Genomic DNA, 14,459 nt, shown 5'->3' on the forward strand with positions numbered 1-14,459 from the left:
GATACAAACAAAGTGATAACACTCATCAAGAGTGGAGTATTTGTGCCTGCGTTACGGCAAGGAGATATGCTGATTATGTTTTTGTCATCACCTGGGGCGTTATCCCCCCTCAAGCGCGTGGGCACGCCAAAAGCGGGTTTCCTGCTTGGCGGGATTGCTGCCGTTTCGTTGCTGAACGGCGGCGCGGCTATGGCCGCTGATGCAGCACCCGCCATCGACAGCGGCGATACGGCGTGGATGCTGATTAGCATCGCCCTGGTGCTGATGATGACAATTCCCGGCCTCGGACTGTTTTATGCCGGTATGGTGCGCAGGAAGAATGTTCTTGCAACCCTCATGCAGTCCTTTGCGCTGTGCTGTATCCTGTCTGTCGTCTGGATGGTCGCAGGGTATTCCCTTGCTTTCACCACCGGTTCCGCCTGGATTGGTGACTTCTCGCGCGTGCTGCTCAACGGTATTGGGGCGCATATTCACAACGGGGCAGATGTGCCGTTCGTTCTGGGTGCCGACTCCCCCAACGCCAGCACGATGACAATCCCTGAGAGCATTTTCATGCTCTTCCAGATGACCTTTGCCATCATCACCCCGGCCCTGATCGCAGGTGCTTATGCCGAGCGTATGAAGTTCAGCGCCATGTGCGTGTTCTCCATCCTGTGGTCCTTGCTGGTGTACGCACCGGTTGCCCACTGGGTATGGAGCCCCATGGGCTGGCTGGCTGGCCTTGGCACTGCTGACTTTGCCGGTGGTACGGTTGTGCACATCAACGCCGGTGTGGCGGGTCTGGTCTGCGCACTGGTGCTCGGCCGTCGCCGTGGCTATGGGCATGAAGACCTTTCTCCCTTCAACCTGACCTATGCTGTTATCGGCGCGTCCCTGCTGTGGGTGGGCTGGTTTGGCTTTAACGCCGGGTCCTCGCTTGGGGCTGGCGGGCGTGCTGGCATGGCCATGGTCACGACACAGGTTGCAGCCGCTGGTGCTGGTATCTCCTGGATGCTGATGGAGTGGATGCGCGCAGGCAAGCCTACGGTGCTGGGCATTATTTCCGGTGCTGTTGGCGGGCTGGTTGCCATTACGCCCGCGGCAGGCTTTGTGCTGCCGGGTAGCGCGCTGCTGATCGGGCTGATTACGGGTGTCGTGTGCTACTGGAGCGCAACTTCCCTCAAGCACCTGCTGGGCTATGACGACAGCCTGGATGCCTTTGGTGTGCACGGTGTGGGCGGTATTGTCGGCGCGCTGCTGACAGGTGTGCTGGCTTATGGTCCGCTGTCTGCCACCGACAGCAACCCGACCGGTATTGTTGGCTCCATGCACCAACTCATGATCCAGGCGGAAGCCGTGGGTGTGACCATTGTGTGGTGTGCGGTTGTCAGCTTCATCCTGCTCAAGATTGTGGACGGGGTTATCGGCCTGCGTGTTACGCCTGACCAGGAGCTGGAAGGGCTGGATACCTCCCTGCATGGGGAACAGATCAACCTCTAAAAGCCTTGGCCTTCCAGCGGTATCTGCCGCTGGAAGGCGACTTCAAGCAAAGCGCCTCTGCCATTGTGTTGGCAGAGGCGCTTTTTTTGTTGGTGCAGCGTGTGCGAGGGGCTGTCTCATACCCAACAGGGAAGGACGCTGCCCATTGGCTCTGTAATGACCATCTCTGTGAGATGCGGAGACTGAGAGCTACCCGCGTAGAAACAGTCTTATAGCTGCGGCCTCACAAGCGAACGGGCATGGGTGTGCGCAAGCCGATGCTGCGGTGCACAAGGCCAGCGGCTTACGGCCAATCTGGAAATAGTTTGGGAAGTCACGCACCAATGAGTATTGAGGCAGCTATCTGTGCCTGACCCTGACTACTCTGGCGCTATGGGGAGTATCCTGCCGGTGGTGTTACCCACAGGCCGCCGCGTTTTGCCATGACAAGACAGGCAGAAACGCGGCGAAGTGTAGTGGTGTTAGAGGGCAGATTCGTCTGTTTCGCGTGTCCGGATACGGATGACGCGTTCAAGATCACTGACAAAAATCTTGCCATCGCCAATCTTGCCCGTGTGTGCGGAATCGAGGATCGCCTCAATTACCTGGTCCACAAGGTCATCGGTTGTGGCAATTTCAACCTTGATCTTGGGCAGGAAACTGATGCGATATTCCGCACCACGATAGATTTCGTTCTGGCCCTTCTGGCGCCCGAACCCTTTGACTTCAGAAACGGTAAGCCCCTGTACACCCAAAGGTGCCAGTGCTTCCCGGACATCACCAAGCTTAAAGGGTTTGATAATGGCGGTAATCAGCTTCATCCAGCGTGTACTCCCTGCCGTCGGCATATCTGTGACGTTTTGATAGTGACACATTTATTCGACCCACGATAGGGTTTTATGAGCCTTGCAATAGCAGCATGACTGGTTTTTCAAGACAGGGAAGAGCATATAGAAAGCCTGCTGATGGCACTGTTCCGGAGCTTTCTGGCAGGACCATGACACAGGCAGAGTTAAGGAAGCGCTACCCATGCACCAGACAGCCACATCACCCCAGGTGGACCCAACTGTGACGGCCGCAGCCCCGTTGGCGGATGTGGATGTCTGCATTGTAGGTGCTGGGCCAGTAGGGGCCACATTGGCCTGCCGCCTTGGGCGGGCGGGCCTGCGTGTTGCGGTTATTGACCGGGTTGGTCTGTCACCCATGGAACACCCCGATGTTGACGGGCGTGCCTATGCGCTGGCGGCTGGCCCCAAGCTCTTTTTGGAAGAAGCCGGGGTATGGGACCACCTGCCCCTGCCGTCCTGCCCGATTGAGGATATTCTGGTCACAGATGGCCGACCGGGTGAGCCTGCGTCTTCCCTGTTTTTGGAATTCACGCGTGAAGATGCCAACCAGCCTTTCGGGTGGATGGTGGAGGCCCGGTCGTTGCGTGTGGCGCTGAATGCCACGCTGGCAGCCACGCCGGAAGTGTGTGTGCTGGCCCCGGCCGAGGCAACAGTGACCCGGCAGGATGACGGTGCGCAGATCCGTTTGACGGATGGGCGCAGCTTCCACGCCCGTCTGGTTGTGGCAGCGGATGGCCGTCGTAGCCGCCTACGGGCAGAAGCCGGTATCCCGCTGACCAAACTGCCGTATGGACAGACAGCCATTGTCAGCGCCATTGCGCATGAGTTCCCGCATGACAACAGCGCCATCGAGCATTTTCTGCCCGCTGGCCCGTTTGCCCAGTTGCCGCTGCCCGGCACGCAGGAACATCCTTACATGTCCGCCATTGTCTGGAGCGACAAGGACGGCACAGCCGAGCGTTTTGCTGCCCTGCCAGATGATATGTTTGCCCGGCAGGTGGAAAAGCGCATGGGCACGGGGCGGCTCGGCCGTGTACAGCCTGTAGGACGGCGGTGGACGTATCCGCTCTCGGCCCAGTATGCCCAGCGCTATGTTGCGACCAGAATGGTGCTGGTGGGTGACGCCGCCCATGGTATCCACCCCATTGCGGGGCAGGGGCTCAATCTGGGCTACCGGGACATTATTCAGCTGAGCAGCCTGCTGATAGACGCCCACGCCAAGGGGCAGGATGTTGGCGCCCCGGCGCTGCTGGCGCGCTATCAGGCCCAGTGTCGTCCGGCCAATATGCTTATGCTGGCGGCGACAGATGCGCTTGATCGCCTTTTTAGTAACAATAACCCGATCTTGCGCCTGGCGCGCGACATCGGCATTGCCAGCGTGCACCGGATGCCAGCCTTGCGGCGGGCCTTTGTCCGGCACGCCATGGGGCTGTAATGGGGGACCGTATGCAGGATGAACTTCAGCACTCCGTGATTTCCAGCCAGTTTGATGCCAGCAGCAGCCTGTGCGCGCCGCAGCTTGCCGTGCTGTGGCAGCAGATGACACAGCAGGCCTGCACATGCAGCGACCAACTGGTCAAAGGGCTGCTGACAACAGGCGTGCGTGCCCATGCTGATTTTGCCTCCGCCCTGGCAGCCCTGTTGGGGCGCAAGCTGGGTGACCGCTCGGTGGCGGTCGATGCGCTGACAGAACTGGTGCAGGAAGGGTTTGATGCAGACCCCGACATTGTTTGCGCGGCCGCAGCCGATCTGCTTGCCATTCGGGAGCGTGATGCGGCCTGCCCGGACTTTGTCACGCCGTTTCTGTTCTTCAAAGGCTACCATGCCGTGCAGGCGCACCGTGTAGCCCACTGGTTGTGGCAGCAGGGCCGCAGGCATTTGTCTTTGCACCTGCAAAGCCGTGCGTCGGAACTGTTCGGGGTGGATATTCACCCTGCCGCACGGTTTGGTCGCCGGATTCTGTTCGACCATGGGACAGGGATTGTGGTGGGGGAAACCTGCGTGATCGAGGACGATGTGTCCTTGCTGCAAAATGTCACGCTGGGCGGTACAGGCAAACATAGCGGTGACAGGCACCCCAAGGTGCGCCGCGGCGTGCTGATTGGGGCTGGCGCGAAAGTGCTGGGTAATATCGAGGTAGGGGAAGGTGCCAAGGTTGGGGCAGGGTCCATTGTGCTGGAAACTGTGCCGCCCTTTACCACCGTCGTGGGCAACCCGGCCCGCAAGGTTGGCACCCGCCATGTCGGCAGTATGCCCGCCCTAAACATGGACCAGACCCTGCCGCCGATAGACTATATTATTTGAGAACTGTTCCTCTGTGGCACTGCTTGCACGCAAGTCGTTGTCACAGGGGATAATGCGGTCTTTCCCGCAGCAACCAACGTAAGCTTATGTCATCAGTCTTCTGATTGAGGACTTGTTGAGCGCTTCAGGCACCGGCTGGTAACGTGAACCCGCTTGCAAAGCATTTGCAAAACTTAAGAAGTTTTTGGTGAAGCTTTTTCCAAAAAGCTTCAAGCAATGCAGCCTTTAAAAGAAGGCAAAACCTCAAAACACTCTTTTTGTCAGAGGCGGCTTTTGAGCACGTCTTTTATGCACGGAGACTGGCAGCGTTAAGGCGCCAAAACGCCCAGCCCTGACATGCAGGAATATGGTCTCAGAGGGCAGAAACGAAAAACGGCCACGGACGATAGTCCGTAGCCGTTCCCGCAAGGGGGAGGGGCGGCAAGCCACCCCTCATCGTGCCTGTTGGGCAGAACTTCTGATTAGAAGTCCATGCCGCCCATGCCACCCATGCCGCCCATGTCAGGGCCACCGGCCGGAGCCGACTTCTTTTCTGGGCGTTCTGCCACCATGGCTTCCGTGGTGATCAGCAGGCCAGCGACAGAAGCCGCGTCCTGCAGAGCCGTACGGACAACCTTGGCAGGGTCGATGATGCCGGCGTCAACCAGGTTCTTGTATTCACCTGCCTGAGCGTCGAAACCGAAGTTGTAGTCGTCGCTTTCCAGCACCTTGTTGGCAACCACAGCGCCGTCTTCACCCGCGTTGAGGGCGATCTGACGCAGCGGAGCCTGCAGGGCGCGCAGGATGATGCCACCGCCGACGCGCTGGTCGTCGTTGTGGTAGTGCAGGTGGGCAAGAGCCTTGGTTGCGCGGGCCAGAGCCGTGCCACCACCGGGGACAATGCCTTCTTCAACCGCAGCGCGGGTTGCGTGCAGGGCGTCGTCAACGCGGTCCTTGCGTTCCTTGACTTCCACTTCCGTGGAGCCACCGACGCGGATAACGGCAACACCGCCAGCCAGCTTGGCCAGACGTTCCTGCAGCTTTTCACGGTCGTAGTCGGAAGAGGTTTCCTCGATCTGGGCGCGGATCTGCTTGACGCGGCCCTTGATGTCGTCGGAGTTGCCGGAGCCATCGACAATGGTGGTGTTTTCTTTGTCGATGTGGATCTTCTTGGCGGTGCCAAGCATTTCCAGCGTCACGGTTTCCAGCTTGATGCCCAGATCTTCGCTGATCACCTGGCCACCGGTCAGGATCGCGATGTCTTCCAGCATGGCCTTGCGGCGGTCGCCGAAGCCCGGAGCCTTGACAGCAGCAATCTTCAGGCCACCACGCAGCTTGTTGACAACCAGGGTTGCCAGCGCTTCGCCATCAACGTCTTCTGCAATGATCAGCAGCGGACGGCCGGACTGCACAACAGCTTCAAGCAGCGGCAGGATCGGCTGAAGGGAAGACAGCTTCTTTTCGTGGATCAGGATGTAGGGGTTTTCCAGGTCCGCGGTCATCTTTTCCGGATTCGTCACGAAATACGGAGAGATGTAGCCACGGTCGAACTGCATGCCTTCAACAACATCCAGCTCGGTCTGGAAGTGCTTGGCTTCCTCAACCGTGATGACGCCTTCGGAGCCAACCTTCTGCATGGCTTCGGAGATCATCTGGCCGATTTCGTGTTCGCCATTGGCGGAGATCGTGCCGACCTGGGCGGTTTCCGCCGGGGTGGTCACTTTCTTGGCGTTCTTCTTCAGCTCTTCGATAACGACAGCAACGGCCTTGTCCACACCGCGCTTGAGGTCCATCGGGTTCATGCCAGCGGCAACGGCCTTCATGCCTTCACGCACGATAGCCTGGGCCAGCACGGTGGCGGTGGTGGTGCCGTCACCAGCAACGTCGTTGGTCTTGGACGCCACTTCGCGCAGCATCTGTGCGCCCATGTTCTCGAACTTGTCAGCCAGTTCGATTTCCTTGGCGACGGAAACGCCGTCCTTGGTGATCCGCGGTGCGCCGAAGCTCTTGTCCAGCACAACGTTGCGGCCCTTGGGGCCCAGCGTTACCTTGACGGCATCGGCCAGAATGTCCACGCCGCGCAGCATGCGCTGGCGTGCGTCAGCACCAAACTTTACGTCTTTGGCAGCCATTGAATTTCTCCTGAGAAGATCGTTCTGGGTTGGAAAAGCGGGTCAGCGATTCAGGCAGAGATAATGCCCAGAATGTCGCTTTCCTTCATGATCAGCAGTTCCTCACCGTCGATCTTCACTTCCGTGCCGGACCACTTGCCGAAAAGGATGCGGTCGCCGGCCTTGACGTCAAGCGCCACAACCTGCCCCTGTTCGTTACGGGCACCCGGGCCTACGGCCACGACTTCGCCTTCCATCGGCTTTTCTTTTGCCGTGTCGGGGATGATGATGCCACCGGCGGTCTTCTGTTCGCTCTCAAGGCGGCGAACAACTACCCGGTCGTGTAAGGGACGAAATTTCGTCATTATGGATTGCTCCACATTGCTGTGCTGCGGCGGCGCCCTCGTTAAAAAAGCAACGCCACCTGTGTGAACCGCGCGTACATACGCCGCGACGCGTTAGCACTCCCACCCCGGGAGTGCCAGCAATGGAGATAGGTCTGCCCCCCAGCAGTGTCAAGGAAGCCCCCTGTCTTTCTTTCCAATTTAACACACTCGGGTGTTCATCCCCCTTTAAGAAGGGTCAGAATGGATATTCTGATTGACAATCGGCCACGTACATGGCCGGAATAGCCCCAGACCTGTGTGGCACATGTTCGTGCGGCAGGCGCTTCCCGTAAGTGAAAAGACAAGGATTATCGCGGCCCATGGCTACAGGGACAGTCAAGTGGTTCAATACCACCAAAGGTTTTGGTTTTATTGCGCCAGATGAAGGTGGGAAAGATGTGTTCGTGCACATCACCGCCGTGCAGGCGGCCGGGTTGCGCGGCCTGAATGACGGACAGAAAGTGTCTTACGAACTGACAGAGGAACGTGGCAAGCAGGCTGCTACGGAACTCAAGCCGCTCTAACGGCATAGTCTCCTGCCTGTTCAGCCTGCTTTCGGGCCGCCTGTTCAGGCAGGAGTGTTATTGCCTGCCAGGAAGGCTGTAATTTCCCTGGCGGCTTCGGCCAGCCCCGCCCGTTGGATATCGCATCCATCAGGAAAAGCGTGGAGCAGGCGTGAGGGTGTGCGGCGGTCCAGCAGCACAAATACCCCTTTGTCAGTCTGGCGGCGGATTAACCGCCCAAATGCTTGGCGCAGTCGCAGTCGGGCTATGCTGTCATCAAATTCCCTCGGATTCCCGCCAGAGGCATGGATGCGTCGCTCCCGGTGCAGAATGTCGGGTCGGGGCCATGGTACGCGTTCAAACGCGACCAGCCGCAGGGCGTTGCCCGGAACATCCACTCCATCGCGCATGGCATCGGTGCCCAGCAGGCAGGCGTGTTCCTCCGTGCGGAAAATATCGACCAGAGTATTGTTGTCCATGGCGTCAACATGCTGGGCGTAAAGCGGCAGGCCTTCGGCTTCCAGCGTGGGGGCAATGCGGTCGTACACGCCCCTCAGGCGTGAAATGGCGGTAAACAGGCCAAGCCCACCCCCGCCGGATGCCTGAAAAAGTGTGCGGAAGGCGGCAGACAGGTCCACGATGCTGCTGTTGTCCACATCCGTGATGATAAAGGTGCGTGTCTGCTGCCCGTAATTGAAAGGGCTGGCCAGGCTTGCGCGGATGGCGGGGGATGGAAAGTGGTTGGCCCCTGTACGGGCTTCCGCCGCCTGCCATGCGTCTTCCGCAGACTCGTCGTCAGGGTCGGTGGCCCCTTGCTGGTCGCGTAGGGTGGCGGATGTAATCAGCATGCCCTGTGCAGGCACAGCCATGATGGCAGCAAAGGGAATGGTCGGGTCCAGCCAGTGTCGGTGCAGGCCTGCGTCGATTTCCCCCATGCGTTGGCGTTCGCGCCGTTCCAGCCGAATAAAATGGACATGGGTCGGGGCGGTTTCCTCAGGGGGCTGCTCCAGAGCCGAGAGCATGCTGATCCATGCTTCTAGGCGCGAGACCGCGCGGCGGCGCAGGCTGCGGGTCATGGCCTCGATCCGGCCGCGGGTGTTGCTGTCCAGACTGTCCGCCTCAGCATGCAGGCGGTCCTGTAGCCGCTGGACCAGCGTACGCAGGGGGGTGGCCAGACGTTCCAGCGCGCGCGCCAGACTCTGGCCTGCCTCAAGCAGATCCGGGGTGAGCGGGTGGAGGTCACATTCCAGCGTGGCGTGGGCTGCCACCTTGCCGCTGTCCTGCGCGCGAGCCAGCGCTTGCTGCCTGAGCAGACGCAGGAAGGTTTCTGTCGGGTTATCCAAAACAGGCTGCACAGGTTCAGCGACTGCGGGGAACAGTTCAGACAGTGCTTCGTCAGGTGTTGGGCCATTGTCCAGCGGGGCTGTGTGCCCGTGCTCCTCATCCGTTCCCAGACGGCCAGACCAGCCTGGGGCAGGCAGGGCATGTGCGGCTACAAGGGCGGCACCCAATGGGGTTTCAAGCTTGGGGTGGCCGACAATCAGGTCGTCCAGCCTGCGTTTGAGGCCCCGAGCCCGCGACCGTCTGCCTTCGGCCCCGAGTAGCCAGCGCCGGAGTTCTGCGGTCTCAAGGCCAGAGAGCTCCGCGCAGAAGGCCCCATCTGCCGCATCCGCCAGGTGGTGGCCTTCGTCAAACACGTAGCGGGATGGTGCGGCGCCGGGCTGTTCCTGCGTGACATCATCGCTCATTCCCGCCTGCTCGTAAGCGGCCTGTGCCATGACAAGCGCATGGTTGGCGATCACGAGGTCTGCATCCTTTGCACGGCGGATACCGTGTTCCACAAAGCACTTCTGGTAATGAGGGCAGGCGCCGTGAATACATTCGCCCCGCCTGTCAGCAACGCCGCTCAGGTTTCCATGGCCGAACAGGTCTCCAAACCAGCCGGGAAGGTCACCGCCCATCAGGTCGCCATCGGCGGTGGCCAGTGCCCAGCGGGCCAGCATGACCAGCGCAATGGTAATGCCCGCAGGGCGGGAGGCCGAACTGTTGACGGCGTCTTCCATGTTCAGCAGGCACAGGTAGTTCTCCCGCCCTTTGCGCAGCACCACCTTCTGCCGGTGTATCGTAGCATCGGGGTAAAGGCGGCGGGTTTCCTGCTCGATCTGGCGCTGGAGGTGGCGTGTATAGGTACTAATCCAGACAGCCCCGCCGTTACGTTCGGCCCAGAGGCTGGCCGGGGCGACGTAGCCCAAGGTTTTGCCCGTGCCTGTGCCAGCTTCGGCCAGCACTACGGCAGGGTCACCCCGGACAGAGCGCGGGATAAAGGCTGCGGTGGCAACGCTGGCAAAATCGGCCTGACCTGCCCGGCTTTCTGCTCCCGGACCAAGCAGCTCCGCCAGCCGGGTGCGGACTTCCGTAGGCGATATGTCGTAGGAGGAGGGCGGGGGCAGGGGGGCGGTTTCTTCCCATTTTGGTAAGGTGCGCCAGACCCGCAGGGCATCGCCGGGTTGCAGCATGCTGTCGGGCAGAGTGCCGCGCTCGTTCAGCCTGTCATGCAGGCCAAGGGTTTCCGCCACGGTGCCTGACCAAGCCCAGCCAGCCTGGCCCAGACGCAGGCAAAAAGCAGCCAGATGTTCCGCCATGGGGCCACGCCCCTGCTGTTGCAGGGCTTCGAGCAGGGTTGTCATCAGTTGTGGCAAAAGGTCAGCCTCGGCCTGCCCTATGCGTTCGGCCTCAAAGCCAAGGGCCAGCGCAAGGCCGCGTGGTGTTGGGGCGGCTGTGCGGGCGGGATAGACAAAGGCGAACAGTTCCAGCAGGTCCAGCCAGGGGCTGGGCTGGCCTGTGGGGGGGAGGCCGAGCTTGCGGGCCAGTGATGGTCCATGCACGACAAGGCATGCCGGTGTGTTGTGCAGGCGCTCCAGCACGTGCTGCGTGGCAAGGGACAGGAGTTCCCCATCCTCTGTCAGCAGGGAGAAGCGGCCCTGATGAGGAATAAGAGCCGGAGCATCGTGCGCGGAGGGGAACGTGGGCTGCATGACTATTTCAGATGAGCCATCCGCGCCCGGAATGCCAGAGGGTAAAAAGCAGAAAAGCCTGCCACCGGGGCGGGTGGCAGGCTTTTGAAGGCTCTGAAGGGGGTGCCCTTCTTACTCTTTCAGGCTGTCTGCAACGGTTTCGCGCAGCTTGCTGTAGAGGTTGCCATTGCCTGCAACAATCATCACATCGTCAGGCAGATCGTCCAGGTCTGCGCCGTCAGGGTCTGTTACCTGGCCACCGGCTTCGCGCACAAGTAGGATACCTGCTGCGCAGTCCCATGGCTTGATGCCGAATTCCCAATAGCCTTCGTAACGGCCTGCTGCGACCCAGGCCAGGTCTAGCGCGGCAGCGCCAAAGCGGCGGATACCGGCAACACGCGGCATCAGGTTGCCCATGACACGTGCAAACGGCAGGCGCAGGCGGGCCGGAACCTTGGCGAAGGGAATACCCGTGGCAAACACGGCTTCCTGTATGTCCCGCCGGGCGGACACACGCAGGCGACGCTCGTTCAGATAGGCACCAACCCCTTTTTCGGCCCAGAACATTTCGCCCGCAGCGGGGTTATAGACCAGAGCTGCCGCCAGTTCGATCTTACCATCGGGCAGCTTGCGCTGCAGGCCGATGGAAATGGCCCAGTGCGGGATACCGTGCAGGAAGTTGGTGGTACCATCCAGCGGGTCCACCACCCAGCGCCATGTCCAGTTGTCGCCACCGGATGCACCGGATTCTTCCATCAGGAACGCATAACCGGGGCGTGCGCGCTCCAGCTCTTCACGCAAGGTCTGTTCCGCACGCAGGTCGGCCTGGGAAACAAAGTCTCCCGGCCCCTTGATGCTGACCTGAAGCTGTTCGACTTCATTGAAATCGCGCAGCAGACGCTTGGCCGCTTTTTGGGCGGCGGTTTGCATCACCATCATGACGGGGGAGAGACGCATGGCCACGGTATTTTTGTCCTGACTCTGAAAAAGGAAACGGAAAAATCAGTTCTTGGCGCGTTCCACGTAGGAACCGTCTTCCGTGCGGACCACAATGCGTTCGCCAGCTTCGATAAAGGGCGGCACCATCGTTTTGACCCCGTTGGAAAGCTTGGCAGGCTTGTAGGAGGAGCTTGCCGTCTGCCCTTTGACAACCGGATCAGCCTCAACCACTTCCAGCGTAACCTGCGGCGGCAGGTCAATACCGACGGGGTCGCCTTCAACCAGGTGCAGGTTGAGTGTCATGTTGTCCTGGATAAACGGAGCCTGGTCGCCCATCAGGTCCACGGGCACGCTCAGCTGCTCAAAGTTTTCCGGGTCCATCAGGATCAGCAGGTCGCCATCGGTGTAGGAATACAGATATTCCCGGTCTTCCGTCATCAGGCGTTCGACGGTGTCAGCGGTGCGCCAGCGTTCGTTGGTTTTGTTGCCCGTTTTGAGGTCGCGCATTTCCACCTGAATGAACGCGCCACCCTTGCCCGGGGTGATGATCTGCTGCTTGAGAACCGTCCAGCGACGCCCGTCGTGTTCAATGACCTGACCGGCACGGATCAGGTTTGCCTGCTGTTTCATACTTCGTTCCTGAGAGGAATGGCTGTTTAGGAAGGGGCTTGTACAGTCCCGACGCGGGAAGGGCAAGCATGCAGGGGCATAACGCACCGCTTTGTGGGTGAGGCAATGCCGGGCTTGAGGCATGGGGTCGTTTGTCAGCGGCAAGCGGGCCTTCATGCTGTTTCTGTGTACCAAGATGCAGGAAACGCTGCGCGGGATATTGTCAGGCGCGTGTTTATGCCGCATAAGCCTGTGAACAATCCTGCCACGGGAAGGGTGTCCGAGTGGTTTAAGGAACCGGTCTTGAAAACCGGCGTGCGGGGAACCGTACCGTGGGTTCGAATCCCACCCCTTCCGCCAAGGTGTTATTTTTCATAATAAAACCAATCACTTAAACCAAATGTGTGCCACATTTGGTTTTGTGTGTGCCATTACGAAATCTTGGTCATTGCTTCCAGTGCGAGGCGTTTCTGCTCTACCGCACGCGTGTAGCGCTCGACCTCTGCAAGCGTTTTATGGCCGGTGATTGCTGCTTCCTGGACCTGATGTTTACTCTGAATTTTGAGCAGAGGTGGCGGTGTTAATCCGCTCCAGGAGGAAAAGCGGCAAATATTATAGACGATATTGGCCAGCCTGGTCCTCATGGTGGTTCGAACGATGCCTACGGTTTGGACGAACAGCCCTATCTGCGATTTCTGATCAGCAAAGACATGCTCGACGCGCGACCGGATAACGGACTTTCCGGCGTTGGATTTCTGGATATGTCGTGGCATAGACTTGAGATGCGGATTTATTCCTGAGGACCTTCGAAGCAAAGCTCTTCTTGTCCATTTCGTATCGCTATTTCTCCAATCAGAACCGGAAAAGTGGAAGCAGAGTCAAGGCCACGACACCAAAAGGTTTTTAGAAGCCTCCATCTAAATGAGGTCTGCTCTGTTAGACCCGCCGAGCGTTATGTTGTCGGCGGGATCGCCCGACACAAAGATCGTCACCTGTGATGATGCTGTTGCGGTTGCGGTTGCGGTTGCGGTTGGCACGATGGGAGGTAGACACCGGCCGTATCTTCAAAACGCTCCGGATGCGCCGTGAGAGGCATGGTCACGACATCGTCGCTCCGATGGTCGGCATAGACGAACGTCAAATAGTAAGACTGATCGTCGGTCGAAGGATCGCCATTAAACATTTTGTTCCATTCCAGCAGGTCGCGCCGCAGCGGCGATCCGACATCGCCACTGCGGGTCCAGACCGCCGATACACAGGCCGAAACACGCTCGACGCGCACGATCAACCGGCCATTGAGAAACGCCTTTCCATCAAGCTCGTCATTGAACCTCGTATTGAGATTGTAGGTCAGTTCCTCCAAAGATTCCGGCTTGGCATCCGCATGTGTGATGCCGCCGATGCAGATGGCGCAAATCAGGCTCAGGAGAGCGCGGAGCATCAATATCGTCCTTCCAGCAGAAGCATGGCCTCGTCATGCCGTCTCTTGACCAAGCCACGCAAGACCTTGCCTTTCGAACGCACCTGCTCCGCAATGATCATGACGGCCTTGCGTTTGTTGTCGCTGTTGATGGCGGCACGGACGTCCGGCCAACCTTCTTCCCGGATTATAGACGAACGATCCCCTCATGGTTCGAGAGATTGACCTGTAAGAAAGCGATTCTGCTGATTGTCCGCCAGAGTGAGGAGATTTTGACTATCCTGACCGCCAGATGGGGGGATTTTTATGACTCGTAATCTCTCATCGATCTCTGTCCGGGAGCAGGCTCACATGTCATAATCAGGTTTGAGCGTTATGTTTCCGGCAGGACTGTCTGGCACAAAGATCGTCACCCGTGATGATGTCGTTTCGGTTGGCACGACAGGAGGCTGACACCGGCCGTATCTTCAAAATGGTCTGGATGCGCTGTGAGAGGCATGGACACGACATCGTCGCTCCGATGGTCAGCATAGACGAACGTTAAATAGTAAGACCGGTCGTCGCTCGAAGGATCGCTATCGAACATTTTGTCCCATTCCAGCAGGTCGCGCCGCAGTGGTGATCCGACGTCGCCGCTGCGGGTCCAGACTGCCGACACACAGGGCGAAACGCGCTCGACGCGCACGATCAACCGCCTGTTGAGAAACGCCTTTCCATCGAGCTCCTCGTTGAACATCGTATTGCCGTTGTAAGACAGCTCCTCCAAGGACTGCGGCCTGGCGCCCGCGAGGGCAGTTCCGCCGATACAAACGACGCAAATCAGGCTCAGGATAACGCGGAGCATCAATATCGTCCTTCCAGCAGAAGCATGGCCTCGTCGTGCCGTCT

At 59.3% G+C, this 14,459-nt stretch carries 13 protein-coding genes, 1 tRNA gene and 1 pseudogene; 6 read left to right on the forward strand and 9 right to left on the reverse strand.

Going from position 1 to position 14,459, the window contains the following annotated elements:
- Window positions 1-189: 189 nt before the first annotated feature.
- The gene (locus tag FLP30_RS09460; RefSeq protein ID WP_274705043.1) at window positions 190-1,479 is read left to right on the forward strand and encodes an ammonium transporter; all 1,290 of its coding nucleotides are present in this window, start codon (window positions 190-192) and stop codon (window positions 1,477-1,479) included.
- Between the two features lie 461 nt (window positions 1,480-1,940).
- Here FLP30_RS09460 and FLP30_RS09465 read toward each other — a convergent pair whose 3' ends face one another.
- Window positions 1,941-2,279, reverse strand: coding sequence for a P-II family nitrogen regulator (locus FLP30_RS09465; RefSeq protein ID WP_149279612.1), 339 nt, complete (start codon window positions 2,277-2,279; stop codon window positions 1,941-1,943).
- 208 nt (window positions 2,280-2,487) lie between these two features.
- On the opposite strand from FLP30_RS09465, the gene FLP30_RS09470 reads away from it, so the two are divergent.
- The gene (locus FLP30_RS09470; protein ID WP_149279613.1) at window positions 2,488-3,741 is read left to right on the forward strand and encodes a UbiH/UbiF/VisC/COQ6 family ubiquinone biosynthesis hydroxylase; all 1,254 of its coding nucleotides are present in this window, start codon (window positions 2,488-2,490) and stop codon (window positions 3,739-3,741) included.
- A gap of 11 nt (window positions 3,742-3,752) precedes the next feature.
- Window positions 3,753-4,610 (forward strand): serine O-acetyltransferase, encoded by an 858-nt coding sequence (cysE, locus tag FLP30_RS09475; RefSeq protein WP_149279614.1) that lies wholly within the window; start codon window positions 3,753-3,755, stop codon window positions 4,608-4,610.
- 461 nt (window positions 4,611-5,071) lie between these two features.
- Here the strand turns inward: cysE and groL are convergent, their stop codons facing one another.
- Window positions 5,072-6,721 (reverse strand): chaperonin GroEL, encoded by a 1,650-nt coding sequence (gene groL, locus FLP30_RS09480; protein WP_149279615.1) that lies wholly within the window; start codon window positions 6,719-6,721, stop codon window positions 5,072-5,074.
- A 50-nt stretch (window positions 6,722-6,771) separates the two neighbouring features.
- Entirely contained in the window at window positions 6,772-7,065 is a 294-nt protein-coding gene (gene groES / locus FLP30_RS09485) for a co-chaperone GroES (protein ID WP_149279616.1), read from the reverse strand.
- A 341-nt stretch (window positions 7,066-7,406) separates the two neighbouring features.
- Between groES and FLP30_RS09490 the strand changes: the two genes are divergently transcribed.
- The gene (locus FLP30_RS09490; RefSeq protein ID WP_149279617.1) at window positions 7,407-7,610 is read left to right on the forward strand and encodes a cold-shock protein; all 204 of its coding nucleotides are present in this window, start codon (window positions 7,407-7,409) and stop codon (window positions 7,608-7,610) included.
- Between the two features lie 44 nt (window positions 7,611-7,654).
- Here the strand turns inward: FLP30_RS09490 and FLP30_RS09495 are convergent, their stop codons facing one another.
- The 3 genes from FLP30_RS09495 to efp form a co-directional block, all read right to left on the reverse strand.
- Entirely contained in the window at window positions 7,655-10,624 is a 2,970-nt protein-coding gene (locus tag FLP30_RS09495; protein ID WP_149279618.1) for an ATP-dependent DNA helicase, read from the reverse strand.
- Window positions 10,625-10,735: 111 nt separating this feature from the next.
- The gene (locus FLP30_RS09500; RefSeq protein ID WP_149280317.1) at window positions 10,736-11,560 is read right to left on the reverse strand and encodes an inositol monophosphatase family protein; all 825 of its coding nucleotides are present in this window, start codon (window positions 11,558-11,560) and stop codon (window positions 10,736-10,738) included.
- A 45-nt stretch (window positions 11,561-11,605) separates the two neighbouring features.
- The gene (gene efp / locus FLP30_RS09505) at window positions 11,606-12,172 is read right to left on the reverse strand and encodes an elongation factor P (RefSeq protein WP_168200081.1); all 567 of its coding nucleotides are present in this window, start codon (window positions 12,170-12,172) and stop codon (window positions 11,606-11,608) included.
- 249 nt (window positions 12,173-12,421) lie between these two features.
- Between efp and FLP30_RS09510 the strand changes: the two genes are divergently transcribed.
- Window positions 12,422-12,511, forward strand: a tRNA-Ser gene (locus FLP30_RS09510).
- Between the two features lie 189 nt (window positions 12,512-12,700).
- On the opposite strand, the pseudogene FLP30_RS09515 reads toward FLP30_RS09510, so the two are convergent.
- Window positions 12,701-12,982, reverse strand: a pseudogene (locus tag FLP30_RS09515) (IS5/IS1182 family transposase); the annotation flags it as partial.
- A gap of 157 nt (window positions 12,983-13,139) precedes the next feature.
- Window positions 13,140-13,592 carry a hypothetical protein gene (locus FLP30_RS09520; protein WP_149279620.1) on the reverse strand — a complete coding sequence of 151 codons (453 nt, stop codon included), beginning with the start codon at window positions 13,590-13,592 and terminating at the stop codon, window positions 13,140-13,142.
- 35 nt (window positions 13,593-13,627) lie between these two features.
- Here FLP30_RS09520 and FLP30_RS09525 point away from each other — a divergent pair, with 35 nt between their 5' ends.
- Window positions 13,628-13,888, forward strand: a complete 261-nt coding sequence (locus tag FLP30_RS09525) for a hypothetical protein (protein ID WP_149279621.1) — start codon at window positions 13,628-13,630, stop codon at window positions 13,886-13,888.
- Window positions 13,889-13,980: 92 nt separating this feature from the next.
- On the opposite strand, the gene FLP30_RS09530 is transcribed toward FLP30_RS09525, so the two are convergent.
- A complete protein-coding gene (locus FLP30_RS09530; RefSeq protein WP_149279622.1) occupies window positions 13,981-14,415 on the reverse strand; it encodes a hypothetical protein in 435 nt (144 codons plus the stop codon).
- Between the last annotated feature and the right edge of the window lie 44 nt (window positions 14,416-14,459).

The sequence above is a fragment of the Acetobacter vaccinii genome, assembly GCF_008365315.1.
Taxonomy (GTDB): Bacteria; Pseudomonadota; Alphaproteobacteria; order Acetobacterales; family Acetobacteraceae; genus Acetobacter; species Acetobacter vaccinii.

Bases quoted from the DNA above. Each gene is read 5' to 3' on its own strand.
- FLP30_RS09460 (WP_274705043.1), top strand. From the start codon at position 190: ATGGCCGCTGATGCAGCACCCGCCATCGACAGCGGCGATACGGCGTGG.
- FLP30_RS09465 (WP_149279612.1), bottom strand. From the start codon at position 2,279: ATGAAGCTGATTACCGCCATTATCAAACCCTTTAAGCTTGGTGATGTC.
- FLP30_RS09470 (WP_149279613.1), top strand. From the start codon at position 2,488: ATGCACCAGACAGCCACATCACCCCAGGTGGACCCAACTGTGACGGCC.
- cysE (WP_149279614.1), top strand. From the start codon at position 3,753: ATGCAGGATGAACTTCAGCACTCCGTGATTTCCAGCCAGTTTGATGCC.
- groL (WP_149279615.1), bottom strand. From the start codon at position 6,721: ATGGCTGCCAAAGACGTAAAGTTTGGTGCTGACGCACGCCAGCGCATG.
- groES (WP_149279616.1), bottom strand. From the start codon at position 7,065: ATGACGAAATTTCGTCCCTTACACGACCGGGTAGTTGTTCGCCGCCTT.
- FLP30_RS09490 (WP_149279617.1), top strand. From the start codon at position 7,407: ATGGCTACAGGGACAGTCAAGTGGTTCAATACCACCAAAGGTTTTGGT.
- FLP30_RS09495 (WP_149279618.1), bottom strand. From the start codon at position 10,624: ATGCAGCCCACGTTCCCCTCCGCGCACGATGCTCCGGCTCTTATTCCT.
- FLP30_RS09500 (WP_149280317.1), bottom strand. From the start codon at position 11,560: ATGCGTCTCTCCCCCGTCATGATGGTGATGCAAACCGCCGCCCAAAAA.
- efp (WP_168200081.1), bottom strand. From the start codon at position 12,172: ATGAAACAGCAGGCAAACCTGATCCGTGCCGGTCAGGTCATTGAACAC.
- FLP30_RS09520 (WP_149279620.1), bottom strand. From the start codon at position 13,592: ATGCTCCGCGCTCTCCTGAGCCTGATTTGCGCCATCTGCATCGGCGGC.
- FLP30_RS09525 (WP_149279621.1), top strand. From the start codon at position 13,628: ATGCCGTCTCTTGACCAAGCCACGCAAGACCTTGCCTTTCGAACGCAC.
- FLP30_RS09530 (WP_149279622.1), bottom strand. From the start codon at position 14,415: ATGCTCCGCGTTATCCTGAGCCTGATTTGCGTCGTTTGTATCGGCGGA.